The sequence below is a fragment of the Stenotrophomonas sp. C9D9 genome (assembly GCF_056491205.1).
Genome location: NZ_JBSZIF010000002.1, coordinates 50,043 through 73,902, shown reverse-complemented (window position 1 = coordinate 73,902; position 23,860 = coordinate 50,043). Strand labels below are relative to the sequence as shown.

22 protein-coding genes are annotated in these 23,860 nt (G+C 67.2%); 14 read left to right on the top strand and 8 right to left on the bottom strand.

All coding sequences use genetic code 11. From position 1 onward, the window contains the following. Nucleotides 1-71: 71 nt before the first annotated feature. The gene (locus ACXI0D_RS00335; protein WP_053085943.1) at nt 72-1,661 is read left to right on the top strand and encodes an MASE1 domain-containing protein; all 1,590 of its coding nucleotides are present in this window, start codon (nt 72-74) and stop codon (nt 1,659-1,661) included. Nucleotides 1,662-1,760: 99 nt separating this feature from the next. Here the strand turns inward: ACXI0D_RS00335 and ACXI0D_RS00330 are convergent, their stop codons facing one another. Next, on the bottom strand, nt 1,761-2,240 hold the full coding sequence (locus ACXI0D_RS00330; RefSeq protein WP_049446137.1) for a hypothetical protein: 480 nt from the start codon (nt 2,238-2,240) through the stop codon (nt 1,761-1,763). 261 nt (nt 2,241-2,501) lie between these two features. On the opposite strand from ACXI0D_RS00330, the gene ACXI0D_RS00325 reads away from it, so the two are divergent. The 3 genes from ACXI0D_RS00325 (at nt 2,502) to ACXI0D_RS00315 (ending at nt 6,066) form a co-directional block, all read left to right on the top strand. Next, a complete protein-coding gene (locus ACXI0D_RS00325) occupies nt 2,502-4,070 on the top strand; it encodes an MASE1 domain-containing protein (RefSeq protein ID WP_119007740.1) in 1,569 nt (522 codons plus the stop codon). A 105-nt stretch (nt 4,071-4,175) separates the two neighbouring features. Next, nucleotides 4,176-5,519: a diguanylate cyclase gene (locus ACXI0D_RS00320; RefSeq protein ID WP_049446466.1), complete on the top strand. Its 1,344-nt coding sequence runs from the start codon at nt 4,176-4,178 to the stop codon at nt 5,517-5,519. Between the two features lie 85 nt (nt 5,520-5,604). After that, nucleotides 5,605-6,066 carry a bacteriohemerythrin gene (locus tag ACXI0D_RS00315; protein ID WP_049446143.1) on the top strand — a complete coding sequence of 154 codons (462 nt, stop codon included), beginning with the start codon at nt 5,605-5,607 and terminating at the stop codon, nt 6,064-6,066. On the opposite strand, the gene ACXI0D_RS00310 is transcribed toward ACXI0D_RS00315, so the two are convergent. Next, nucleotides 6,047-7,348, bottom strand: a complete 1,302-nt coding sequence (locus ACXI0D_RS00310) for an MFS transporter (RefSeq protein ID WP_049446145.1) — start codon at nt 7,346-7,348, stop codon at nt 6,047-6,049. The two genes, ACXI0D_RS00315 and ACXI0D_RS00310, sit on opposite strands and share 20 nt — an antisense overlap. Before the next feature lie 134 nt (nt 7,349-7,482). Continuing rightward, a complete protein-coding gene (locus tag ACXI0D_RS00305; RefSeq protein WP_479642127.1) occupies nt 7,483-8,979 on the bottom strand; it encodes an aldehyde dehydrogenase in 1,497 nt (498 codons plus the stop codon). Nucleotides 8,980-9,083: 104 nt separating this feature from the next. Between ACXI0D_RS00305 and aptA the strand changes: the two genes are divergently transcribed. From aptA to ACXI0D_RS00275, 6 genes are all read left to right on the top strand, one after another. Further along, on the top strand, nt 9,084-10,436 hold the full coding sequence (gene aptA, locus ACXI0D_RS00300; protein ID WP_049446150.1) for an omega-aminotransferase AptA: 1,353 nt from the start codon (nt 9,084-9,086) through the stop codon (nt 10,434-10,436). A gap of 63 nt (nt 10,437-10,499) precedes the next feature. Then, nucleotides 10,500-11,378 carry a ParB N-terminal domain-containing protein gene (locus ACXI0D_RS00295; RefSeq protein WP_119007593.1) on the top strand — a complete coding sequence of 293 codons (879 nt, stop codon included), beginning with the start codon at nt 10,500-10,502 and terminating at the stop codon, nt 11,376-11,378. A 118-nt stretch (nt 11,379-11,496) separates the two neighbouring features. Next, the gene (locus ACXI0D_RS00290) at nt 11,497-12,783 is read left to right on the top strand and encodes a DUF445 family protein (RefSeq protein WP_197586719.1); all 1,287 of its coding nucleotides are present in this window, start codon (nt 11,497-11,499) and stop codon (nt 12,781-12,783) included. Between the two features lie 245 nt (nt 12,784-13,028). Then, nucleotides 13,029-13,343, top strand: a complete 315-nt coding sequence (locus ACXI0D_RS00285) for a DUF3649 domain-containing protein (protein WP_049446157.1) — start codon at nt 13,029-13,031, stop codon at nt 13,341-13,343. Beyond that, complete coding sequence (locus tag ACXI0D_RS00280) at nt 13,340-14,974, top strand: PepSY-associated TM helix domain-containing protein (protein WP_049446159.1); 1,635 nt, start codon at nt 13,340-13,342, stop codon at nt 14,972-14,974. The genes ACXI0D_RS00285 and ACXI0D_RS00280 overlap by 4 nt, the downstream gene beginning before the upstream one ends. Beyond that, nucleotides 14,971-15,300, top strand: coding sequence for a DUF3325 domain-containing protein (locus tag ACXI0D_RS00275; protein WP_049446161.1), 330 nt, complete (start codon nt 14,971-14,973; stop codon nt 15,298-15,300). The genes ACXI0D_RS00280 and ACXI0D_RS00275 overlap by 4 nt, the downstream gene beginning before the upstream one ends. 187 nt (nt 15,301-15,487) lie before the next feature. Here the strand turns inward: ACXI0D_RS00275 and rlmKL are convergent, their stop codons facing one another. Together rlmKL and ACXI0D_RS00265 are read right to left on the bottom strand one after the other, a co-directional pair. Further along, a complete protein-coding gene (gene rlmKL, locus ACXI0D_RS00270; protein ID WP_049446164.1) occupies nt 15,488-17,626 on the bottom strand; it encodes a bifunctional 23S rRNA (guanine(2069)-N(7))-methyltransferase RlmK/23S rRNA (guanine(2445)-N(2))-methyltransferase RlmL in 2,139 nt (712 codons plus the stop codon). A 145-nt stretch (nt 17,627-17,771) separates the two neighbouring features. Then, on the bottom strand, nt 17,772-18,299 hold the full coding sequence (locus ACXI0D_RS00265; protein ID WP_014036558.1) for an alpha/beta hydrolase: 528 nt from the start codon (nt 18,297-18,299) through the stop codon (nt 17,772-17,774). Between the two features lie 72 nt (nt 18,300-18,371). Between ACXI0D_RS00265 and ACXI0D_RS00260 the strand changes: the two genes are divergently transcribed. After that, nucleotides 18,372-18,938, top strand: a complete 567-nt coding sequence (locus ACXI0D_RS00260) for an N-acetylmuramoyl-L-alanine amidase (protein WP_119007591.1) — start codon at nt 18,372-18,374, stop codon at nt 18,936-18,938. 327 nt (nt 18,939-19,265) lie between these two features. Here ACXI0D_RS00260 and ACXI0D_RS00255 read toward each other — a convergent pair whose 3' ends face one another. The 3 genes from ACXI0D_RS00255 to ACXI0D_RS00245 form a co-directional block, all read right to left on the bottom strand. Next, nucleotides 19,266-20,168: a sulfurtransferase gene (locus ACXI0D_RS00255; protein ID WP_119007590.1), complete on the bottom strand. Its 903-nt coding sequence runs from the start codon at nt 20,166-20,168 to the stop codon at nt 19,266-19,268. Beyond that, the gene (locus ACXI0D_RS00250; RefSeq protein WP_049446173.1) at nt 20,165-20,968 is read right to left on the bottom strand and encodes a CoA pyrophosphatase; all 804 of its coding nucleotides are present in this window, start codon (nt 20,966-20,968) and stop codon (nt 20,165-20,167) included. The genes ACXI0D_RS00255 and ACXI0D_RS00250 overlap by 4 nt, the downstream gene beginning before the upstream one ends. 125 nt (nt 20,969-21,093) lie before the next feature. After that, nucleotides 21,094-21,795, bottom strand: a complete 702-nt coding sequence (locus ACXI0D_RS00245) for an FKBP-type peptidyl-prolyl cis-trans isomerase N-terminal domain-containing protein (protein WP_005408797.1) — start codon at nt 21,793-21,795, stop codon at nt 21,094-21,096. 167 nt (nt 21,796-21,962) lie between these two features. On the opposite strand from ACXI0D_RS00245, the gene ACXI0D_RS00240 reads away from it, so the two are divergent. Genes ACXI0D_RS00240 through nth form a run of 3 tightly spaced genes read left to right on the top strand, consistent with a single transcriptional unit; the run spans nt 21,963 to nt 23,795 of the window. Beyond that, nucleotides 21,963-22,745, top strand: coding sequence for an enoyl-CoA hydratase-related protein (locus ACXI0D_RS00240; protein ID WP_479642126.1), 783 nt, complete (start codon nt 21,963-21,965; stop codon nt 22,743-22,745). A 4-nt stretch (nt 22,746-22,749) separates the two neighbouring features. Continuing rightward, complete coding sequence (locus tag ACXI0D_RS00235; RefSeq protein ID WP_049446177.1) at nt 22,750-23,103, top strand: hypothetical protein; 354 nt, start codon at nt 22,750-22,752, stop codon at nt 23,101-23,103. Continuing rightward, a complete protein-coding gene (gene nth / locus ACXI0D_RS00230; protein ID WP_101765206.1) occupies nt 23,103-23,795 on the top strand; it encodes an endonuclease III in 693 nt (230 codons plus the stop codon). Before ACXI0D_RS00235 ends, nth begins: the two co-directional genes overlap by 1 nt. The last annotated feature ends 65 nt before the right edge of the window (nt 23,796-23,860 follow it).

The following is a 23,860-nucleotide window of genomic DNA, read 5'->3' as shown; positions in this document are numbered from 1 at the left end:
GTCGAGGCTGAAGGACGCATTCGGTGTCGCCGGGACTGCGATGGCGCGGGACGAGCAAGGGAGGCTTGAGTTTGAGTTGGTTGAAGAGTGGATTTGAACTGAGCTTCCGTATCCGACCGGTCGGCCTCGCTCTTGCTGTGCTGTATGCCGTCGCCTGCTGGGGGGCGCGTCACTTCTCCGTCGATCAGTTCTTTCTGCCTGCCGGCATCCGTGTGGCCGCTCTGCTGCTGTGTCCGCCACGGCTGTGGCCATACCTTATCCTGGGTGAGTACGCGTACTTCGCACAGTTGCGCTATCCCATGATCGATGAGTACGGGATGAGCTGGGTGATCCTCGGCTCGGCATGCCTGATGCCGGCTGTCGCTTTGATCGTCCATCTCCACCGCAAGGCGATGGGATCCACCAGCGAGAGCTGGCTGCTCTCCGTCGCGGCGTCGGCTGCACTGATCGCCAGCGCCCTCAAGCTCGGCCTTTCCCACGCGCTTTGGCCGGTCCCGCCGTCCATGCCGTTCTACACCAATGCAGCACTCTTTGTGCTGGGTGACTACATCGCCATCTTGACCGTGGCACCCCTTGCCTTGCTGTGGATCCGTCGTCATGCCGGCTACGACTGGTCAGCCTGGCGGATGCGGCCCACGATAGTGGCGCTCTGCGCATTGTGTGCGCTCAGCATCCTCATCGCCACGGTCGGCGCGCGCGATGACTCTGCACGGGCGATCCTGCAGTTGCTGATGACATTGCCCGTGATTGCACTGACATGCCTTCATGGCTGGCGCGGTGCGGCTGTAGGCGTACCACTGATGAACATGATTCTCAGCGTGACCATGCCCAGCACCGGCCTGCCGGGGTCGTTCGACCAGACGACCTTCTTCACGCAACAGATCATCGCGATCACGGGCACTACCCTGCTGGCCCTAGGTTCCCGTATCACCCATCAGTACCATCAGTTCACACCAGCCCAGGTGCAGGAGCCGCAGACGACCATGCTCTCGCGTTCGGCTCATCTTGCCAGTGAAATGGACCTGCGCGAGCGGGCCCTCGGCCTGCGCAGGGTTGCCGACGAGATTGAAGCAGCCCTCGACGAAACGCTGAAGCTGCTCAGGACTCACGGCCAGGAAGGGCCGGCAATCGACCTGCTGCGGACATTTTCCTCACGCTCGCGCAAGTTCCGCGAGCTGACCAGCATGGTCTATCCCACCGAGCTCGAACACGCGGGGCTCTATGTTGCCCTTCGGGCAGGAGGCTTGAGCGAAGCCTGGGAAGACAGCCATCGCGTGGTCCGCCCGGTACTTCAGGGCGACCCCTGCCAGCTGGGCATAGGACTGCAACTTGCGGCCTATCGTGTCCTGGCCGAATCCGTGTCTCTGCTGCTCAAGGAAGAACGGGGCCAGATCCAGCTCCGAGCCCGCTGCGGACGCTCGGGACGACACAAGGGGATCCTGATCACGGTGGCGATGCTCGACCGCAGGAGCACATTGGCGTCCGCAACCGTCAGTCTGGCAATTGACCGTCTATCTGCACGTACACAGGCCTACTCAGGCTCAGTCGACTGCCTGGGCAACCGGATCCGGATAGTCATGCGGGATGCTCCCCGGGAGATGCTGGGCGACAGCGTGCAGCCACAGGCAGTTGCGCCGATTGATATGCCGGCCAAGTACTGATTCGCAGCACCGCCAGTACACATCATCGAGGCGGTAGGAAACGGTAACCTGCGACGGCTCCAGGCCGCCGCAGGCATCCTGTCTGCCAACCCGGGTCTTTCACTTTCCGCTGGCGGCAGGCTCTACGGACCAGATTGCCCCCTGACCTTCCCCATGGACGGCCAACGAGAAGTCCGATGCCTGGAATACCAGACGCCTGCGCGCCGTCGCCGGCACCGCCAACCGCTGCGACGGCAACGAGACGCGGACCGCCGCATTTCCTGCAGGCAGGGTCCAGAACGTGGAATCGATATTGCCGATGATCAGGACCACCTGGCCCACGGAATCATTGACCTGGTAGTACGTCACACCATCGCGCTGGAAGGCATAGACGAACCAGGCCGGATCCAAACTCGAATTGACAGCAACAGGCTGGCTTTCGCCCAGGCCGGCGTTTGCCGTCTGAACACCATTGCCTCCGGTCGTGCAGCAGGAGGCTGAAGCCAGCATAGGCAGGGACAACAGGACTGCAGTAGTCGCCGCAACGGAAAATCGGGAAAATCTCACAGGCATCTCCATGGTTGGATTGAAGTACTGCATCCAGGCGCTCCGCGTTGACCTCGGTCGAAGGGCGAAACACCACTTCCTGACCGGATGGAATCGTCCACAGAAACAGTCAAAGCCCAGATATCCGCAGCATACCGGTGCTCCCATGGGGGTGCCATCGCAGGCGTCGTGGCCAGTGTTCCCGAGGGAAGTGCCCACCGGGCCGTTGCACCGCTTGGCATCTGCCGATACCTTCGCGCTGGTCAAGTCATGCAGCGGCGGGACGATGAGTCTCAACTGAGCCGGGGGTCAACAGTGAGCTGGTGGAAGGATGGAATCCAGATAGACGTCCGCCTGCGTCCCACAGGCTTCTTCATAGCCGTCGTTTATGCCGTTGCCTGCCTTGTCACCCGGCAGATGTCGCTTGACCAGTTCTACCTGCCTGCAGGCGTGCGGATTGCCGCACTTCTGCTGACGCCCCCGCGCCTGTGGCCGTATCTACTACTAGGCGAATATGCCTACTTCGCGCAGATTCGCGTGCCGATGGCGACAACTCATGGGCTGGCCTGGGTCATTCTGGGCTCGATTGGCCTGATGCCCGTGGCAATGCTGATCGTGCATTTCCATCGCAGGCATATCCCTACCGCGGGCGGACTATGGCTGCTCTCCCTGTCGTTCTCCGCAGGCATTGCAGTCAGTCTGCTGAACATGGGACTTGCGCGTCTGCTGTGGCCAGGCCCAGACCCGGAAATGATGCTCGAGCGGGTGGGACGTACTCTGCTAGGCCAAACCACCGGCATCCTTACGCTTGCACCACTGGCACTGCTCTGGCTGCGACGTCACTCCGAACCAGCATGGAGCACCCGCTTCGTTGCTTTCACCGCCACAGCCATCGCACTGATCATGGCGCTTGGATTGGCAATGAAGCTGACACCGGCTGCGGCCAACACCACCCGCGAGCAACTCGTCCTGATGGCTTCGCTCCCGGCAATCTCACTTGCCTTCCTGCATGGTTGGCGCGGCGCGGCAATCGCAGTGCCGCTACTGAATCTGATCGTGCTCGCATCTACACCAAGCACTGGACTACCCGCTTCGTTTGATCTGGGAGCCTTCTCCACGCAGCAGAGCCTTTGCGTAATAAGCGTCGCGCTGCTCGCATTGGGATCTGGTATCAGCCACTACCAACGCAAGTACCAGGAGCATGAAGATAGTGGCCGGAACACGGTAGAACTGGCGCGCGCCTCACACCTGGCCGGTGAGCAGGCGCTGCGTTCACGGGCACTGGAGCTGAAATCAATCGGCGACGGCATGGATATGTCGGTGCAAGGTGTCGTTGACTGGCTCAAGACGCATGGTCACCACGATATCGCCGCAGATCTGGTTCAGACATCTGCAACGCATTCATGGCAATTCCGCCAACAGGCCAGCATGGTCTACCCAACTGCAATTGAGCAGATCGGGCTTTACCTCAGCTTGCAAGCCAGCGGCGTACGGGACGGTTGGGACTCCACCGGCCGCATGAGTCGACCACAATTCTCCGGCGACCCCTGCCAGTTGAGCGTGGGCCTGCAACTATCAGCCTTTCGCCTGCTGATCGATGCAGTGCCGGTGATGCTGAGTCATGAGCCGGGGCAGATGCACCTCCAGGCGCGTTGCGGCAGGCTCCGCCAGCGTCGCGGCATCATGTTGAACATCGCACTGTTGGATCGCGGCCGTCCATTGGCGTCGGCCACCGAAGCTGCACTGATTGATCGGCTCAGCGGTCGCCTGATTGCCTACGACGGCGTGCTGCAATGTCGTCGCCATCGAATCACGGTCATACTCAGCGAATCCCTGCCGTCCCTGCCCGTGGGTGACAGCGCGCGATGCTCCGAGTTCGCCTAGCTCCAACCTCCCCGGCGTGGCGTGCGCCGTTCGGTGCATTGGCCTAAAGTTGCGCCCGAAACCGCCGCTATCCGTGCCGAGCCCTCCCTCGTGAGCCACCGCATCATGCCCGTCCTGCCGCAGGCCGCCGTCGATGGCGACCTGGCCGATCCGCTGCCGCAGCGGATCCTGCTGGTCGAAAACTCCCGTGCCTTCACCGGCATGCTGCGCGAGGCCATCGAGCAGCGCCTGGAACTGCCGGTGGTGATCGCCTCCACCCTGGCCGAGGCCGATCGCCTGCTGAGCGAGGATGGGGGCTGGTTCCTGGTACTGACCGGGCTGGTGCTGGCCGATGGCGACCGCGATGCGGTGGTTGAGTTCTTCCTCAAGCGCGGCCTGCCCACCGTGGTGGTCAGCAGCGTCTACGACGAGGACCTGCGCAAGCGCGTGCTGCAGCAGCAGATCATCGACTACGTGCTGAAGAATACCCCGGGCAGCATCGACTACCTGGTATGGCTGGTGCAGCGACTGGAACGCAACCGCCGCATCGCAGCGCTGGTGGTGGACGACTCGCCGTCCGCGCGCGGCTATGCCGCTGCCCTGCTGCGCATGTACGGCCACGAGGTGCACGAGGCCGCTGACGGCAACGAGGGCCTGGCCGCGATCGAGGCGCATCCTGCGATCCGCCTGGCGGTGGTCGACCAGGAAATGCCCGGCATGCAGGGCGTGGAGTTCACCCGACGCCTGCGCACCCTGCGCTCGCGCGACAAGGTGGCGGTGATCGGCATTTCCGGCAACACCGACGCCTCGCTGATCCCACGCTTCCTGAAGAACGGCGCCAACGACTTCCTGCGCAAGCCATTCTCGCGCGAGGAGTTCTTCTGCCGCGTCTCGCAGAACGTCGACCAGCTGGAACTGATCGGCACCCTGCAGGACCTGGCCACCCGCGATTTCCTCACCGGCCTGCCCAACCGTCGCTGCTTCCTGGAACAGAGCCAGCGCCAGCTGCCGCAGCTGCAGCTGCACGGCCAATGCGTAGCGGTGGCGATGATCGACATCGACCACTTCAAGCACATCAACGATACCTACGGCCACGAGGCCGGCGACGACGCGCTGCGTGCGGTCGCCGGCGCAGTGGCTGCGCACGCCCGCAGCCAGGACCTGATCGCACGCTTCGGTGGCGAGGAGTTCTGCCTGCTGGTGCCGGACATGGAACAGGACGAGGCCCTGCAGTACTTCGAGGAACTGCGCCAGCGCATCGCCGCGCTGGAAGTGGACATCGGCACTGCCACCCTGCGCATGACGGTCAGCATCGGCCTGTGCTGCCTGCGCCCGCAGCGCGATGCACTGCACCGGCTGATCTCCGAGGCCGACCGCCAGCTGTACCTGGCCAAGGCCGGCGGCCGCAACCGGGTCAGCTGCACCACGGTGGCCAGCCCGCTGCGTCCACGCGAGCCTGCGCTGACCTGACCGGCTCGCTTTGATCCAGATCAACGCCGTCCGCGCACGGCAGCCCTACAGTCGACCCCGACATACGCATGAAGGGGAGCCGGGGATGGCACTACTGGTCTGGCAGGACGATCTGAACATCGGCATCGATGTGATCGATCAGCAACACCGCCGCATCATCGAGATGCTCAACCACCTGCACGTGGCCCAGGCCAGCATGCAGCGTACGGCGGTCGGCGAAGTGATCGATGAAGTGGTCGACTACACCATGTCGCACTTCGCGTTCGAGGAAGAGCTGATGGAGGAAGCCGGCTATCCGTTCTGTGCCGCGCACAAGCGCGTGCATGAGGTCTTCATCAAGCGGGTATCGGAGTACCGCATGCGCTTCCAGGCCGGCGAGGACATCAGCGACGAGCTGCGCACCATGCTCTCGCGCTGGCTGTTCAACCACATCCGCGGCGATGACCAGGCCTACGCCGAACAGGTCAAGGCGCACCTGAACCAGTTCGCCCGCGAACACCAGGGCGGCGGCTGGCTGGGGCGCACGCTCAAGCGCTTCTTTGGCTGAGCCGCAGCGCGCGCCGGTGCAATGCCACCAGCGCGCACAGGGTCGCTGCCGCAGTCAGGCACAGGTAGTAGCCGACCGCGACCAGGCCGAAGCGTTCGGCCAGCCAGGTGGCCAGGTAAGGCGCCGGTGCCGCCCCCAGGATGCCGGCCAGGTTGAATGACAGCGAGGCGCCGGTGTAGCGCACTTCCACCGGGTAGATCTCGGCCAGGAAGGTGCCGCAGGGGCCGTAGGTCAGCCCCATCAGGAACAGGCCCAGGCACAGGAACGCCGTGACCAGCCAGGGGCTGTGCGGCTGGAACAGCGGTGCGAACAGCACGCCGAAACCAATGATCAGCACGCTGGCCACGATCATCGTGCGACGCGTGCCCCAGCGGTCGCCATAGCGCGCCGACAACGGGATGCCCAGCGCGAAGAACAGCATGCCGGCCATTTGCATCAGCAGGAACTGCTCGCGGCTGTAGCCCAGCACGGCGGTGCCATGGCCGAGGCTGAACACGGTCATCAGGTAGAACAGCACGAAGGTGGCGAACGCACCCAGCGTGCCCAGCAGCATCGGCACCGGGTGGTCACGCAGCACCGTCAGCATCGGCAACCGCACCGGCGCCTTGCGTTCCAGCGCCTTCTTGAAGTCGGGGGTCTCGTGGATGTTCAGCCGCACCCACAGGCCGAGGCCGACCAGCAGCGCGCTGGCCACGAACGGGATGCGCCAGCCCCACTGCAGGAAATCGGCCTGGCTCAGGCAGCGGCCCAGCACCAGGAAGATGCCGGCTGACAGCAGGAAGCCGAGCGGCGCACCCAGCTGCGGGAACATGCCGTACCAGGCGCGCTTGCCCGGCGGTGCATTCTCGGTGGCCAGCAGCACCGCCCCGCCCCACTCACCGCCCAGCCCCAGGCCCTGGCCGAAACGGCACAGCGCCAGCAGCGCCGGCGCCCACAGCCCGATCTGCGCATGGGTCGGCAACAGGCCGATCAGCACCGTGGACAGGCCCATGGTCAGCAACGCGGCGACCAGGGTGGCCTTGCGGCCGATGCGGTCACCGAAGTGGCCGAACACCGCCGAGCCGACCGGGCGTGCGATGAACGCCACCGCGAAGGTCGCCAGTGACTGCAGCAGCGCCGCCTGTTCGCTGCTGTCCGGGAAGAACAGGTGCGGGAACACCAGCACCGCGGCCGTGGCGTAGATGTAGAAATCGAAGAATTCGATGGTGGTGCCGATCAGGCTGGCCAGCAGGACACGGCGGGGAGAATTCACGGGCGGTGCGGCAGCGGTGATCGTCGACATCGGCAACACGGGTAACGGCGGATCGCCCGATTCTGCCACGGGCCGGTGGCCGCACGGGACGATGGTTTCAGCCGACACCGATGCCAACGAAGGTGGCAGGCGCCATTCTTCTGTAGCGTCGAGCAGCCGCGTCGTTACAGCTGGATCCAGGTGGCCTTGATCTCGTTGTACTTGTCGAACGCATGCAGTGACTTGTCCCGCCCGTTGCCGGACTGCTTGTAACCACCGAACGGTGCAGTCATGTCGCCGCCATCCCAGCCGTTCACCCATACGCTACCCGCGCGCAGTTGGCGTGCGACGCGATGGGCACGGCTCAGATCGCGCGTCCAAAGACCGGCGGCCAGTCCGTAGCGGCTGTCGTTGGCCAGGCGCACCGCTTCGGTTTCGTCGTCGAAGCCCAGCACCGCCAGCACCGGCCCGAACACTTCCTCGCGCGCCAGTGCCTGGTCGGGGCTCACCTGATCGAACACCGTGGGCTGCACATAGCAACCGCCTGCCTCGACCTCGGCGCGATGACCGCCCAGCAGCAAGCGGGCGCCCTCGCTTTCGGCGCGTGCGATATCCCCCATCACCTTGTCCAGATGCGCGGCATCCACCAGCGCACCCATCGGTGCGTCGGCGTCAAGCGGGTGGTGTGGCTGCATGTGCTGGCCGTAGGCAACCACCTGGTGCACGAAATCCTCGCGGATCGAGCGCTGTACCAGCAACCGCGAACCGGCGGTACAGACTTCGCCCTGGTTGAAGAAAATGCCCTGTGCCACGGCCTTGGCCGCCGCGTCCAGATCGGGAGCGTCGGCGAACACCACGTGCGGGCTCTTGCCGCCACACTCCAGCCAGACCCGCTTGAGGTTGGACCGGCCGGAATACTCCAGCAGCCTGGCGCCGGTGGCCGTGGAGCCGGTGAAGGCCAGCACATCCACATCCATGTGCAAAGCCAGCGGTTCACCGACGCGAGCACCATGGCCCGGCAGCACGTTCAGCACGCCCTCCGGCAGCCCGGCCTCGGCGGCCAGCGCCGCCAGCCGCAGCGCACTCAGGGGCGAGCGCTCGGAAGGCTTGAGCACCACCGAGTTGCCCATCGCCAGCGCCGGCGCGATCTTCCAGCAGGCCATCAGCAACGGGAAATTCCACGGCACGATGGCCGCCACCACGCCCGCCGCCTCGCGGGTGACCAGTCCCAGTTCGTGCGGACCGGTGGGCGCGACCTCGCCATACAGCTTGTCCACGGCCTCGGCCGTCCAGCGCAGGCAGCGCACTACGCCCGGCAGGTCGATGCGCCGCGCGTCACGCACCGGCTTGCCCATGTCCAGGGTTTCCAACAAGGCCAGTTCATCGGCGTGCGTTTCCACCAGTGCAGCCAGCGCCAACAGTACGCGCTTGCGGTGGGCCGGACTGGCGTGTGACCAGTGGCCCGCCTCGAAGCTGCGCCGCGCGGCCAGTACCGCACGCTCCACGTCCTGCGCGTCGCAGTCGGCGACCGCGCCCAGCACACGTCCGTCGATCGGGCTGATGCAGTCGAAACGGGCGCCGCTGGCGGCGTCTGCGTAACGGCCATCGATGAAGGCCTGGCCCGGCATCGACAGCTGGAGGGCCAGCGCCTGCCAGTGGCTGCGGTCAGGGAAATCGGCCATGGGAAGCTCCAGCGATCAACAAGCCTTGGTTATACCGGGGCCGCCGCGACTCCGCCGTGACGCGGCTGCGCTACATTCGTCTCATCGGACCCGATGGAGCTGGCATGAAGCGTCCCGAAAGCGACCTGCACGACCTGGCCACCCAGCGCCCTGAGTCACTGGACGCGTACTGGATGCCGTTCACCGCCAACCGCCAGTACAAGGCCGCCCCGCGCATGCTGGTACGCGCCGAAGGCATGCACTACGAAGATGTCGATGGCCGCCAGATCCTCGACGGCACCGCCGGCCTGTGGTGCTGCAACGCCGGCCACGCGCGACCGCGCATCGTCGAGGCCATCGTCGAGCAGGCACGCACCCTCGACTACTCGCCGGCCTTCCAGATGGGCTCGCCGCCGGCCTTCGCGCTGGCGCAGCGGCTGGCCGCGCTGGCGCCTGCCCCGCTCAACCATGTGTTCTTCACCAGCTCCGGTTCCGAGGCGGTGGATACCGCGATGAAGATCGCGCTGGCCTATCACCGCCAGCGTGGCGAGGGCCAGCGCACCCGCTTCATCAGCCGCGAGAAGGCCTACCACGGGGTCGGTTTCGGCGGCATGGCGCTGGGCGGACTGCCCAACAACCGCAAAGCGTTCGGCCTGCAGCTGGGCGGCGTCGACTACCTGCGGCATACCCTGGACCTGCAGCGCAATGCGTTCAGCAGGGGCCTGCCACGCCAGGGCGCGGAGCTGGCCGACGACCTGGAACGGCTGATCGCGCTGCACGATGCCTCGACGATCGCCGCCGTGTTCGTTGAACCCATCGCCGGGTCGGCCGGGGTGATCCTGCCCGCGCCGGGCTACCTGCAGCGCCTGCGCGAACTCTGCGACCACCACGGCATCCTGCTGGTGTTCGACGAGGTCATCACCGGCTTCGGCCGGGTCGGCATGCCCTTCGCCGCGCAGCGCTTCGGGGTCACTCCGGACCTGCTGACCTTCGCCAAGGCGGTCAGCAACGGCGCGGTACCGCTGGGTGGGGTGCTGGCCAGCGACGCCGTGCATGCAACCCTGATGCAGGCACCGCCACAGGCCATCGAACTGTTCCATGGCTATACCTATTCGGGGCACCCGCTGGCCTGCGCAGCGGCGCTGGCCACGCTGGAGGTCTATGCCGAGGAACGCCTGTTCGAACGTGCCATCGAACTGGGTGAGTACTGGCAGGAACGACTGCATGCGCTGCAGGGCCTGCCCAACGTGATCGACATCCGCAACTTCGGGCTGGTCGGCGCGGTCGAGCTGGCGCCGCGCCGCGATACCCCCGGCAGCCGTGGCTATGAGGTGTTCCGGCGCTGCTTCCAGGACGGCCGGCTGCTGGTGCGCTGTACCGGCGACATCATTGCGTTGTCGCCGCCACTGATCGTGGACAAGGCGCAGATCGACCAGATCACCGGCACCCTGGGCGAGATGATCCGGGCCACCGCCTGAGCCCGGGCCGGGGGTGGCGAGCGGGTACAATGGGCGGTTCCGCTCCTGCTCGCTGCCGTGCCCATGGATATCGTCGTCAAAGAAGAACTCAAGGCCTACATCGACCCGCTGACCGCGGACGAACATGACGCGCTGGAGCGCAGCATCCTGGCCGAAGGCTGCCGCGATGCGCTGGTGCTGTGGGGCGATGTGCTGGTCGACGGCCACAACCGCTTCGGCATCTGCCAGAAGCATGGCCTGCCCTTCAACACCGTGCAGAACACCCGCTTCAAGAGCATGGAAGACGTGCACCTGTGGATGATCGAACAGCACCTGGGCCGCCGCAGCGTGTCCGACTTCCAGCGCGGCGTGCTGGCGCTGCGCAAGCGCGACATCCTGGCCGCCCGCAAGCAGGTCGAGCAGGCGCAGCTGCAGCGCGAGAGCGACGGCACCGCCGAAGCCGTCGAGGACGCGGGTGAGGACAGCCCGCCGTGGGAACCGGCACCGAAGATCAGCCGCGCCGAGCTGGCCCGCGAGGCCAAGCTGAGCACCAGCCAGGTCGGCATGATCGAACGCATCCACGCCCAGGCCGCGGCCGAGGTGGTGGAAGCGGTGAAGGCCGGCGTGATCTCGATCAGCGCCGCCGCGGCCGTGGCCGACCTGCCGGAAGACGAGCAGCGCGCCGCCGCCGCCGGTGGCAAGGACGAGCTGAAGCAGGCCGCCAAGCGCGTGCGCGAGTCCAAGCGCAAGCCGCGCGCACCGAAGCCGGAAGCAGCCGAGATGGACTTCGAGGACGCGGACGAGGACGAGATCGCCAGCCGCGACGCCGAAGTGCTGTCGGCGCTGGAACAGCTGGGCGAGGATGCACCCGCGCTGCGCCGCCGCGTGGTCGCGCTGACCCGCGAGAACGACACCCTGCGCGCGCAGCTGGCTGCGTTGCGCAAGCAACTCGAAGCGCTCTGAACCAGTGGGTAGTGCCGGCCGCTGGCCGGCAACTCCATGAACGTTCCGGGTGCGTTGCGGATGCCGGCCAGCGGCCGGCACTACCGGATGCTCATGCCGCGCCGGTTAGACTTCCGGCATGACGCCTGCCCACGATCCGCGCCGCGCTCAGCTGCGGCGCCTGAAAGCCCTCGCGCTCGGCCTGCTGCTGTTGATGCTGGCCGGATTCGCGATCAGCCACTGGCAGGGCGAACGCGGTATCTGGGCCTGGGTCTCGGCGTTCTGCGAGGCCGCAGCCGTTGGCGCACTGGCCGACTGGTTCGCGGTCGTCGCCCTGTTCCGGCGGCCGATGGGCCTGCCGATTCCGCACACCGCCATCATCCCGCGCAGCAAGGAGCGCATCGGCGACAGCCTCGCCCTGTTCGTGCGCGACCAGTTCCTGGAACCGCAGGTGCTGCTGGCCAAGCTGCAGGTGTTCGATCCGGCCAGCCGCCTCGGCAGTTGGCTGGCCGACCCGGCGCGCTCGCGGATGCTGGCCGACATGGCCCGTGGCTGGGCCCTGCAGGCGCTGGACTTCTTCGATGAAACCGCGGTGCGCCGGCAGCTGCATGCCTTCGTGGTGCAGCAGCTGCGGCAGTGGAATGCCGCCGCCACCGCCGGTGAACTGCTGGCCCTGCTGACCGCCGATGGGCGCCACCAGCGCGTGCTGGACGAGGGCCTGCAGCGGCTCGGCCGCTGGCTGGAACAGCCAGAGGTCAAGGAACGCGCCTCGCAGCTGATCGTGCGTTACATCCAGCGCGAATGGCCGACGCTGTCGAGCACGGTGAACTGGGTGAAGCCGATCGATGAGATCGGTGACAGCCTGGCCGAGCGCCTGGCGCGGGCGGTGCTGGAAGAACTGCAGCAGGTACTGGCCGAGCCGCAGCATCCACTGCGCCAGGACTACGAGACCTGGCTGCAGAACTACGTGCAGCGCCTGCGCGAGGATCCGGCCCTGGCCGAGCGCATCGAACAGCTCAAGCAGGAAATGATCGACCACCCCGCCCTGCAGGAGTACGTGCAGGGGCTGTGGGCGCGCATCCATGCCAGCCTGCGCGCCGACCTGCAGCGCGAGGACTCGGCGCTGGTCGGCCACCTGCAGCGCAGCCTCGCCTCGCTGGGCAGCAGCCTGCAGGCCGACCCGGCCCTGCGCGATGCCCTCAACCAGCACCTGCTGGAAGGCGCGCAGCGCCTGACCGGCCGCCTGCGCGAAGGCGTGACCACGCATATCGCGCAGACCGTGAAGAGCTGGGACGAGCGGCACCTGGTCGAACAGCTGGAACTGAGCGTGGGCCGCGACCTGCAGTTCATCCGCTTCAACGGCACGCTGGTCGGCGGGCTGATCGGCCTGTTGCTGCATGCGGCGACGGTGGTGTTCAGGTTCTAGGCCTCAGCGGCCCTCCGGGTCATCACGCTTGATTCATAAAATGCGAATGCCTATCATTTACTGATCGGTTGTACGCTTAGCCAATCGGGTGCGGAAGACGCGCCCATCGCCCGTGTACATCCCCGACCTCTGGATTGCCCGTCTGCGCGGGCAGTGCTTCGTCGATGGGACACGCTGGGCGACATGCGCAGGGCGCAAGGGGGCCGCGGACGCGTTCCATCCCCTCTCCTACCTGCAGGAACGCCGTGGACCGCTCGCCCGCAACCGCCAGCCCCCGCACCTTCTTCTCCAATCCGCGCTGGGGCGTGCTGTCACGCTCGCTGGCCGCGATCTTCGGCGGCTACGCGCTGGCCTCGGTGACCAGCGTGTTCTGCGCGGTGGCGCTGCCCGGCGCACGTGGCCAGACCGTGCTGACCGGCATGCTGCTGGCCATCCTGGTGGCCGCCTGCGCAGCGCTGTGGGCGTTCGCCACCCGCAGCGCGCTGCGTGCGTGGGTTGGCATCCTCGCGCCCGCGCTGCTGATGGCCGCCATGGCGCGCCTGCTGGGGGCCTGGGCATGAAGAACGGATTCCGACAGTCGATGGCCTGGCTGCACACCTGGACCGGCCTGCTGGTCGGCTGGTTGCTGCTGCTGATCTTCATGGCCGGTACGGCCAGCTACTACCGCGAAGAAATCAGCCGCTGGATGCGACCGGAACTGCCGTCCAGCAAGGTCAGCATCGATGTCGCCGCGCAGCGCGCGGCGGACTACCTGCAGGCCAACGCCACGCAGGCCGAGAACTGGTTCGTCACCCTGCCGCAGCCGCGCAACCCGGCGATGCAGATGTTCTGGCGGCTGCCACCGGAGCTGGCCGATCCCAGTCGTGGCCGCCGCGGTGGTTTTGGTGATGCCACGCTGGACCCGAACACCGGCCAGGCACTGAAGGCGCGCGAAACCCGGGGCGGTGACTTCTTCTACCGCCTGCATTTCGACCTGCACTACATCCCGGTGCTGTGGGCGCGCTACCTGGTCGGCTTCTGCGCGATGTTCATGCTGGTGGCGATCATCACCGGCGTCATCACCCACAAGAAAATCTTCAAGGACTTCTTCACCTTCCGCAAGGACAAGGGCCTGCGTTCCTGGCTCGATTTCCACAACGTCAGTGCGGTGATGGCGCTGCCGTACCACGCGATGATCACCTACACCGGCATCGTCACCCTGATGATCATGTACCTGCCGTGGGGGGTGAAAGTCGCCTACCCGCAGGACGAGGACAAGTTCTTCAGCGAAGCCTTCGGCGGCATGCCGGAGGTGACCGCGCCCGCCGAAGGCCGCGCCACGCCGCTGCCGATCGCGCAGCTGCTGGACAGCGCACGCGCGCATTGGCACGGCGTGGAAGTAGCCGGCTTCACCGTGTCCAACCCGGGCGCGGCCAATGCCGTGATCGACATCCGCCAGCGCGACGGCAAGCGCCTGTCCACCGACACCCCGGCGCTGCGCTACGATATGGTCAACGGCACGTTGCTGGAGGAAACGCCCCCTTCCGGCGGCGCCACCGCCACCCGTGGCGTGCTGTATGGCCTGCACCTGGCGCGCTTCGCCGACTGGGGCCTGCGCGCACTGTTCTTCCTGTCCGGCCTGGTCGGCTGCCTGATGGTGGCCAGCGGCGTGGTGCTGTGGGCGGTGAAGGAACGGCCCAAGCACGCCAAGAGCGGCCGTACCGGCTTCGGCCTGCGCCTGGTCGATGCACTGAACATCGGCACCGTGGCCGGCCTGCCGATCGCCTTCGCCGCCTACTTCTGGGGCAACCGCCTGCTGCCGCTGGACATCGCCGAACGCTCCAGCGCCGAGGCCAATGTGTTCTTCTACGCGTGGGGCGGTGCGCTGCTGGCCGCCTTCATCTGGCCGAAGCGGATGATGTGGGCCTGGCAGCTGTACCTGGGCGCGGCCGCATTCGCGCTGGTGCCGGTGGTCAACGCGCTGACCACGCACGCCCACCTTGGCGTCACCCTGCGCAATGGTGACTGGGTACTGGCCGGCGTCGATCTGTCGATGATCGCGTTCGGTGCGATGCTGGCGCTGTGCGGCTGGCGCATGCAGCGCTGGACGCCACCGCTGTCTGCAGCCGAGAAGAAGAAGCGTGCCGCCGCGGGGGCACCCAAGGCCCCGGTGGACGCTGCGGACACCGCCGAAGCGGAGGCCAGCGCATGATGCTGCTGGCGTTGACCCTGTCGTTCTCTGCGTTCACCGCGTTGTCGCTGGCGATGGAAAAGCACCAGCACGACCTGCACGGCAAGGCTGCCGCCTCGCCGGCACGGCGCACGCAATGGCGGGTGCTGGGCTGGGCCCTGCTGACGGTGGCGTTCGCGCTGTGCGTGGTCGACCATGGCTGGGCGATGGGCCCGGTGCTGTGGCTGGGCACGATGACACTGGGCGGCGTGGCACTATCGTTCGGGCTGTACCCGTACCGGCCGAAGTGGATCGCCGCGCTGGCGATCACGCTGCCGGTGATGGGGCTGCTGGTGGCGTTGCTGTAACCGCCATCCACGCATGGCGTGGCTCTACTGAACAACCATCCACGCATGGCGTGGATCTACTGAACAACCATCCATGCATGGCGCGGATGTGCCGGCCAGATATGGGTAGTGCCGGCCGCTGGCCGGCATCCCATGAACCCTCTGCGGATCTGACACCATTGCCGGCCAGCGGCCGGCACTACCGGACTTACCCCAACCGCTTCAGTTCCCACGCACGGTGGATGCGCGCGTTGCGTTCGAAGTCCGGGCCGATGGTGCGCGCGGTGATCTCGCGGCACTGGGCGAATTCGGCGATGGCGTTCTCTTCCAGCTTGAAGCGGCGGAAGTTGTTGGAGAAATACAGCACGCCACCCGGTGCCAGCCGCGCCACCGCTGCCCGCAGCAGCTTCAGCTGTTCGCGCTGTACGTCGAAGTCATCGGCGCGTGCGGAGTTGGAGAAGGTCGGCGGGTCACAGAATATCACGTCGTACTGCCCGCGGTCGCCTTCCAGCCAGGCCATCGCATCGGCCTGCACCAGCAGGTGCTGGTTGCCGCCCTGCCCGTTAAGCGCCAGGTTGTCGTAGCACCACTGCAGGTAGGTCGCCGACAGGTCGACGCTGGTGGTGCTGGCCGCACCGGCAACTGCCGCCTGCACACTGGCCACGCCGGTGTAGCAGAACAGGTTGAGGAAGCGCTTGCCACGCACCTGCTCGGCCATCATCCGCCGCAGCGGGCGGTGGTCGAGGAACAGGCCGGTGTCCAGGTAGTCGAACAGGTTCACCTGCAGCAGTGCGTGGTTCTCGCGCACCACGATGAATTCGTCACGCTGCTCGAAGCGGCCGTACTTGCTGCCACCCTTGCCGCGCTCGCGCGACTTCATCGAGACCTGCTCCGGCGGCACGCCGAACACTTCGCGCGCAGCGGCCAGCAGCTCGTTGCGGCGGCGGCGCACGTCGTTCTCCGGAATCGCCGCCGGTGCGGCGTATTCCTGCACGTGCAGGAAGGTACGGCGCTTGCCACCGTCTTCCTCGTAGACATCGATGGCCGCCGCGTATTCCGGCAGGTCGGCGTCGTAGGCGCGGAAGCAGGTGATGTCCTCGCGGGCACGCCAGCTCTTGAACTTCTTCAGGTTCTTGCGCAGGCGGTTGGCCACCATCTGCGCACCTTCGCTCAGCTCGCGCGGCTGTGCCGGATCACGGCCCGGCACGGCGATCGGGTCGCAGACGATCAGCGCGCATTCCAGCGCACCGTTGAACATCTGGTACTTCTTGCCCGCGCGCAGGCCGGTGGCGAAGGCCAGTTCATCGTTGCCGCACAGCAGGCTGGCCCGCCACTGCGGCACCGCCTTCTGCAGGGCATTGCCGAGCGCGCGGTACAGCGCCGGATCAGCGGCCAGGCGCTCGTCGTACGGCGGGTTGCAGACCACCGCACCGATCTCCTGCTCCGGCGTGGCCAGGTCAGCCACATCGGCGCGGGTGAAGCGGATCGCGTGGGCGACGCCCGCCACCTCGGCATTCTCGCGCGCCGCCTGGATCGCGGTCGGATCGATGTCGCTGCCGTGGATGACGGGCTTCAACGCGGCCAGGCCAGCCGCTTCGCGGTCACGCGCCTCGCTCTGGAGGGTCTTCCAGGCCGCCTTGTCGAAGCCCAGCCAGCGGCTCGGCGGCAGGCTGCCATGGCGCATCAGGCCGGGAGCAACGTCGGCGGCCATCAGCGCGCCTTCGATCAGCAGCGTGCCGCTGCCGCACATCGGGTCCAGCAGGCCACCACCAGCGGCGTGCAGGCGCGGCCACTGCGCGCGCAGCAGCAGCGCGGCGGCCAGGTTTTCCTTCAGCGGCGCTTCGTGGGCGGCGCCACGCCAGCCACGGCGATGCAGCGGGCCACCGCCGAGGTCGATCGACAGCGACGCACGGCCCTTGCGCAGCGACAGGTTGACGCGCACGTCGGGCAGATCGGTGTTGACCGAGGGGCGTTCCAGGCCCTCGTCGCGCATGCGGTCGACGATGGCGTCCTTGATCCGCTGCGCAGCGAAGCGGGCGTGGGTGATCTTGTCGCCGGACACGTGCGCGTCCACCGCCAGGGTCATCTCCGGCTTGATGTGCTCGTGCCACGGCAGCGCACGCACGCCGTCGTACAGGGCCTGCTCGTCCGGGCACTCGAACTCGTCGATCGGCCACAGCACGCGGCTGGCCAGGCGCGACCACATCACGATCCGCAGCGCCTGCTCCAGTTCGCCCTCGGCGTTGACGCCGGCAATGGTGGCAGTGGCCTTGCCAAGGCCCAGGGCCGACAGTTCATCGGCAAGCAGGTATTCCAGGCCCTTGGCGCAGGAGACGAAGAATTTCACGGGATCGGTTCGCAGGTGGTCGGGCGCGGCACAGGGGCCGGGCCAGTCGGAAAGGAGGGCCGTAGTCACGGCCGGCAGGCCCGCGCCAGGGGCGGCGGGGCTGCCATTGTAGTCAAAGCGGGCGGGCGCGCCGTGCGCCCAGGCTTCACAGCTGGCGTAGCAGCCGCTCGAAGGCCTGCGCGGAGGCCTCCACGTGGTGCTCCAGGCGGTGGCCATCGTCGACCAGCAGCAGCTGCGCCGAGCGCGCCTGGGCCCAGGCGATCACTCCGGCGGCCGGGACCACGTCGTCATGCCAGGCCTGGACCACGGTGGTCGGCACGGCGGCGGCGTCCAGCGCCGGCATCGGGCCCATGGTGGTCGGCGGCACCATCAGGAACAGGCCGGCCACCGGCACCTGCAGCGAGGCGATGGCAGAGATGTAGGCACCCAGGCTGGAGCCGGCCAGCACCACCGGGCCCTGCCGGGCCGCGATGGCGGTGCGCTCGACCAGGCGGCGCAGCCGGGTCGGCACGTCACCTACGCGGCTGACCTCGCTCATCGCGTCCAGGTCGGTGTAGTCCGGGCGCTCGTGGGTCCAGCCCAGCCGCTGCGCCACGTCGGCCAGCGCGGTGACCTTGGTCGCCTCCGGGCCGCTCTCGAAGCCATGCGACAGGATGCAGTGGCCGCGGCTCATGCGCGTGCTCCGTGCGAGCGGGCCAACGAGGAAAGGGAAGGCAGGTTCATGCCGCAATGCTAGCATCGCCGGATGCCCAACCCGCTCCTGCCCGGCCTGCAGCTGCAGCCCCTGCCCTACGAAGACCGTCTGCCACTGCGCGACCCGGCCACGCTGGAGATGGTGGTGATCCACTGCACCGAGCTGCCCGACCTGGCGATGGCCCGCGAGTACGGTGAGCGCGTGCTGTACGACAGCGGTGCCGGCAACAGCGGCCACTTCTACATCGACCGCAATGGCAGCGTGGTGCAGTACGTGGCACCGGAACGCGTGGCCCACCACGTGCGCGGCATGAACGCGCATACGCTGGGCATCGAACTGGTCAACACCGGGCGCTACCCGCACTGGTTCGACAGCCGCCAGCAGGCGATGGACGAGGCGTACACCGAAGCACAGCTGCAGGCGCTGGAACGGCTGCTGCTGGCGCTGGTGGCGCACTATCCGTCGCTGCGGCGGATTGCCGGGCATGACCAGCTGGACCTGGAGCAGGTGCCGGCCAGCGACGATGCGACGCTGACGGTGGCGCGCAAGCGCGATCCGGGGCCGCTGTTCCCATGGGCGCGGATCCTGGCGAAGGTGCCGTTGCAGCCGGTTGGGTGAGGGTTTGCAGGGTTGCGCCCTGCACCTGCAGAAGCCTAAGCCAGAGCAACAGCAGAAGCTGACTTCCTGAGGGGAGGCGGGGTGGGTCCGGTTGCGGGGGGCGCTGCAAGTACGTCCATGTAAGCTCGGTCGCCGCATCCATGCGGCTCACGCCCCCGCAACCGGACCCACCCCGCCTTCGACAGATTCCCGCTGCTGTTGGTGGGTGCCGACCGTTGGTCGGCACGGGGTCGGATCCCGTTGCTACGCAACGGGCTCTGACCCCGATTTACGCTCGATGGGGTCAGAGCCGTTTTCCGTTGGAAAACGGATCCGACCCCGCGTTGCTCAGGCGCCGGTGGCGACCGGGCGGCTCCTGTCGCTCACCCAACCGCTCCACGAATCGGCGTAGATACGCGCGCCGGACAGACCGGCCGCTTCCATCGCCAGCAACAGGTGGCAGGCGGTGACGCCGGAGCCACACATCAGCACCACCTGCTGTGGATCACGGTTGCCGATCACGCCCTGCAGTTCGGCGCGCAGTTCCTGTGCATCACGCAGGCGGCCGTCGGCGACGTTCAACGCAAACGGACGGTTGACCGCGCCGGGCACGTGGCCGGCGACCGGGTCCAGCGGCTCCACTTCGCCGCGGAAGCGCTCGCCTGCGCGTGCGTCGACCAACCAGCCCGGCGCGTGCTTCAGGCGTGCGCTGATTTCCTCGGCATTGGCGATCTGGGTGGTGTCGAAACGGCCCGGGTAAGCCGGCAGCGCGGTGACTTCGCCCGGACCGGTTGCCAGCGTGTGACCAGCGGCCTGCCAGGCGGCGATGCCGCCGTCGAGCACGGCCACCCGGGTGTGCCCGATCAGGCGCAGCAGCCACCACAGTCGCGAGGCAGCCATGCTGCCGTCGCTGCCGTCGTAGACCACCACCTGGGTGTCGGGACCGATGCCCCACTGACCCAGTTTCTCGGCAAAGGCATCGCTGTCCGGCAGTGGATGACGACCATGGCCGGCACGGCCCAGGTCGGACAGATCACGGTTGAGATCGGCGTGCACCGCAGTCGGGATATGCCCTGCCAGGTACTGACCGTCCGCAGCCTGCGGGTCGGCCAGTGAAGCACGCGCATCGACCACGCGCACGGCGGTGCTGGCGGTAGCACGCGCATCAACGACGCGCACGCTTTCGCTCAGCGAAGCAGCAAGCGTGGCGACATCGACCAGGGTGGTCCACGGCGGATCGATCGGCTTCATTGCACTTGCTCCAGACGGCGACGCAGGTTGTAGAGGATGGCGGCGGTCGCGCCCCAGATGCGCTGGCCCGGCCAGCCATACTCGAGGACGTGGCGGACGCGGCCGCGATGATTGATTTCGACCTGGTGCAGGTTGTCGGCCGCCATCAGGTACGCCAGCGGCACCTCGAACACTTCGGCCACTTCGCTGGGCTGCGGCACCGGTACGAAATCCGGATCGACCACCGCCACCACCGGCGTGACGCGGTAGCCGGTGATGGTGACGAAGGGATCGAGATACCCCAGCGCCTGCACCTGGCCGGGCGCCAAGGCGATTTCTTCCTGGCTCTCGCGCAGCGCGGCCGCCAGCGCGTCGCGGTCATCGGGTTCGGTGCGGCCGCCGGGGAATCCGACCTGGCCACCATGGGTGCGCAGTGTTTCGGTGCGACGGGTGAGGATCACCTGTGCGCCGTTGGCGCGCGGCACGATGCCGGCCAGCACCGCAGCCTCCACCGGGGGCCCGGGCGGCAGCAGGTCGATCAGCTCACTGCGGTTCCAGCCGTCGCCGGACGGCGGTTGGGCCAGGGGGTGCAGCGCGCGCATCAGTCGCTCGTGGTCGGCCAGTGAGCCACGCAGCGATTGCTGCAGCTGTTCGCGCAAGGGCTGCACGCGATGCAGGATGCGGCTGCGTTCCTCGTTGCTCATCGACGACCACCGCGCGATCTCATCGATATGCCGCCCGCAGCCGGTGCATTGCCGGTGCGGATCCAGCGTGCACACTCCGATGCAGGGACTTGCGACAACACGCGCCGTTTCTTCCATTGTTTGCACCCGGCAACAGTAGCGCGATCGGGCTGAATTTGCGCGCGATGTTGCGGCGCGCAGCGCACTGCGCAAACAAAAACGCGCCGGTGGGGTCACCGGCGCGTTTCGTTTGCTGCTTCGATTTACTTGACGCTGACCAGCTTGATCTCGAACTGCACAGCCACGTTCGGCGGGAACGGGGTGCGCGGGTCGGCACCGTAGGCCTGGTCCGGCGGCAGGGTGACTTCCCACTTCGAGCCTGCCGGCATCTGCAGCAGGGTCTCGCGCATGGCCTTCATTTCAACTTCGCTGACCTTGATCGACGGGATCTGCTGGGCCGGGCGGGCTTCGGTCGGGCGCTGGCCGTACGGGAACGGACCGGCCACTTCCAGCTGCACGGTGCTGGCCTGGGTCGGCTTGGCACCCTTGCCGGCTTCGATCACGCGGTACTGGACGCCGCTCGGCAGGGACTGCACGCCGGCCTTGGCCTTGTTCGCCGCGATGAACTGATCGCTCTTGGTCTTGTTTTCGGCAGCAGCCTTTTCGTACTCGGCCTTGGCGGCCTGGGCACGGCCCTGCTCGCGCTTCTGGAAGGCTTCAACGGCCGGCTTCAGCTGCTCGGCGGTGATCGCCGGCTGCTTCTTGGCGTAGGCATCCTGCAGGCCCTTCACCACCGAGTTGATGTCCAGCTGCTCACCACGACCGGTCAGCTCCGCCAGGTTGTTGCCGTAGTCGTAACCGAAGTAGTAGCTCAGCTTGCCCTTTTCGGACGAGACGTCCTGGGCGAAGGCATTGCCCGTCAGGGCCAGGGCCGCGACGGCGACCGCGATAGAACGCAACTTCATCAAACAGTTCTCCAGGGGTGGTAACTCAGGGACGTTCTGCGCCGCCCTGAGGCGACGGGTTAGGATAACGGGCGCAACGTGTAACCGCTACTCACGATGCAGGCTATGACCCGTCTGCGTTTGCAGAGTTCAATATCACTTTTTTTTAACGTTCCAGGAGTTTCCCCGTGGCCGATGCCCTGATCGCCGTCGCCGATGACGGCGCCATCCGCACCGTGACCGTCCAGCGCCCGGACAAGCTCAATGCCCTGAACGCCGCGACCCTGCAGGCGCTGGCCGATGCCTTCAGGGACGCCGCTGCCGATCCGGAAGTGCGCGTGGTGGTGTTGACCGGGGCGGGCCCCAAGGCCTTCGTGGCCGGTGCCGACATCGCGGAAATGAACACCCTCAGCGCCGTTCAGGGACGTGATTTCTCGTTGCTGGGCCAGGCCCTGATGCGCCAGATCGAACGCATGCCCAAGCCGGTCATCGCGCGTGTGAACGGATTTGCGCTGGGCGGCGGCCTGGAACTGGCGATGGCCTGCCATCTGCGCATCGCCGCCGATACCGCCAAGGTCGGCCAACCGGAAATCAGCCTCGGCCTGATTCCCGGCTTCGGCGGCAGCCAGCGCCTGCTGCGCCTGTGCGGCCGCGCCGCCACCCTGGAGCTGTGCCTGCTGGGGGCGCCGGTCAACGCCGCGCGTGCGCTGGAACTGGGCATCGTCAACGAAGTCGTGCCCGCCGACGCGCTGGACAACCGCGTGCAGGACGTCGCCCGTCAGCTGGCACGCTCGGCCCCGCTGGCCCTGCGTGGCCTGCTCGACGCGGTGCACGTGGGCGGCGAATGCAGCCTGGAGGCCGGGCTGGAGTACGAGAGTGCGCAGTTCGGCCTGCTGTTCGCTACCGAGGACATGCGGGAAGGCACCAGCGCCTTCCTGCAGCGCCGCCCGCCGGCCTTCCAGAACCGCTGACGCCATGGCATCCCGACCCAACCCCGCGCAGCTGTTCGCCCGGGTCCAGGCAGACGATCTCGATGGCGCCCTGCAGGCCGGGCTGATGGACTACGTCGCCCGTGCCGGCGACGAACAGCTGCTGCCTGGCCACCCGGACCTTCCGCAACGCCTGCAGCAGGCGCAGCAACAGCTGCATGCCGCCTGGGCTGCACGCGAACGCTACCGCGCCCGTGCGGTGCGCCTGGCCCGCCGCGAGGCCGAGCGCGATGCGCGCCGCACCCCGGCCCCGGCGCCGGACGTGAAGCCCGCCCTGCCCGCTGCGGCTGCCGCGATTCTCGCCCGGGCCAAGGCCCGCGCCATCGGCAAGGAGCAGTAATGGCCACCGCCCGGAAGACCACCCGCGCACCGGCGCGACGCGGCGGCCGCATGCCGCGCGCCGACGTGGTGGAAATGTTCACCCGCCTGCGCGAGCTCAATCCGCACCCGAAGACCGAGCTGGAGTACAGCTCGCCGTTCGAGTTGCTGGTGGCCGTGGCGCTGTCCGCCCAGGCCACCGACGTGGGCGTCAACAAGGCCACGCGTCGCCTGTTCCCGGTCGCCAACACGCCGGCGAAGATCCTCGCGCTCGGCGAGGATGGCCTGAAGCAGTACATCGCCACCATCGGGTTGTTCAACGCCAAGGCGAAGAACGTGATCGCCACCTGCGCGATCCTGCTGCAGAAGTACGGCGGCGAGGTGCCGCGCGACCGCGAAGCGCTGGAAGCCCTGCCCGGTGTGGGCCGCAAGACCGCCAACGTGGTGCTCAACACTGCCTTCGGCGAGCCGGTGATGGCGGTGGATACGCATATCTTCCGCGTCTCCAACCGTACCGGCCTGGCCCCGGGCAAGAACGTGCGCGAAGTGGAGGACACGCTGGTGAAGGTGATTCCCGCCGAGTTCCTGCTCGACGCGCACCACTGGCTGATCCTGCATGGCCGCTACGTGTGCAAGGCGCGCAAGCCGGATTGCCCGGGCTGCGTGATCGCCGACCTGTGCCGGTTCAAGGAAAAGACCCCGGCCGAGGCGTGACGCGGATCGTGTTGTGACGAAACGAAGACGGCGGGCACAAGGCCCGCCGTCCGCGTGTATGGACA